The sequence below is a fragment of the Morganella psychrotolerans genome (assembly GCF_965118875.1).
GTDB lineage: Bacteria > Pseudomonadota > Gammaproteobacteria > Enterobacterales > Enterobacteriaceae > Morganella > Morganella psychrotolerans_C.
Map to the genome: position 1 here is coordinate 1 of NZ_CBCPJD010000056.1, position 824 is coordinate 824.

1 protein-coding gene is annotated in these 824 nt (G+C 49.5%); it reads right to left on the reverse strand.

The window, feature by feature from the left end:
- Nucleotides 1-31: 31 nt before the first annotated feature.
- Nucleotides 32-824: DUF2345 domain-containing protein (locus tag ACMHKJ_RS19290; protein ID WP_413496463.1), on the reverse strand; the 793-nt coding region annotated here is incomplete at its 5' end.

Sequence of the window (824 nt, forward strand, 5' to 3'; positions counted from 1 at the left end):
TGGAAATTGATTCCAGTTTCCTCCTGACATATTACTTATCCTTCTTAAAAACCGCTAAAAATTGTGACAGATTTTCACCCCATGCATTGCCTGTCCGCGTATTTTCCCGCTCCTTGCCCGGTGCGCTGGTTCTGAAACCTATATTGACAGCCGGTAATTCATTCACGTCACTCTCTTCATTTTCTGCGGCCTGCGGGATTTTAATGTCATAACTGTCACCGCTGAGTAAATGCAGTTGATAGTTGTCAGTAGGAATATCATGGTTAATCAGAATGTTACCTTCTGCATCACTTACCCCTTTCAGGATAAGAGTCCCTTTGCTGTAAAGTTCATACGGCTCAAATGCCCGGCTTTTCACCGGGCTTTGCGGTGAGGAACTCAGCTGAAAACGCAGGGCTTGTTTGGGCATCGACTGCGGAAATTGCGGGTGCATCACATTCATGGATTCCGGACCGGTAACCACCCAGTTAGTGGCTTTTACCGTCTGATTCCCGGGGCTTCCGTATTCTATCTGTCCGCCTTTTAAGCGGATATAAGCCCCGCCGCAGGTGAGTAACAGCTCGTCTTTTGCTGCCACTATGGTTTTGCCGCCCGTGCTGGTCACGGTCAGATCTTTGAGTGCGGTCAGGTGCATTTCATCACTCTGCGCCTGTAACTCAATTTTGCCTTTTGCCGCAAACGCTTTAATCCCGGTACGCCGGGCAAACAGGCTGATGGCGTTACCAGCGGCTAAGGTGATTTTTTTCCCCACTGAAATATCAGCCTGTTTCAGGGCGGTGAGCGTAATATTCTCGCCGCTGCTGACCTGCACCGTTTTCGGGGAG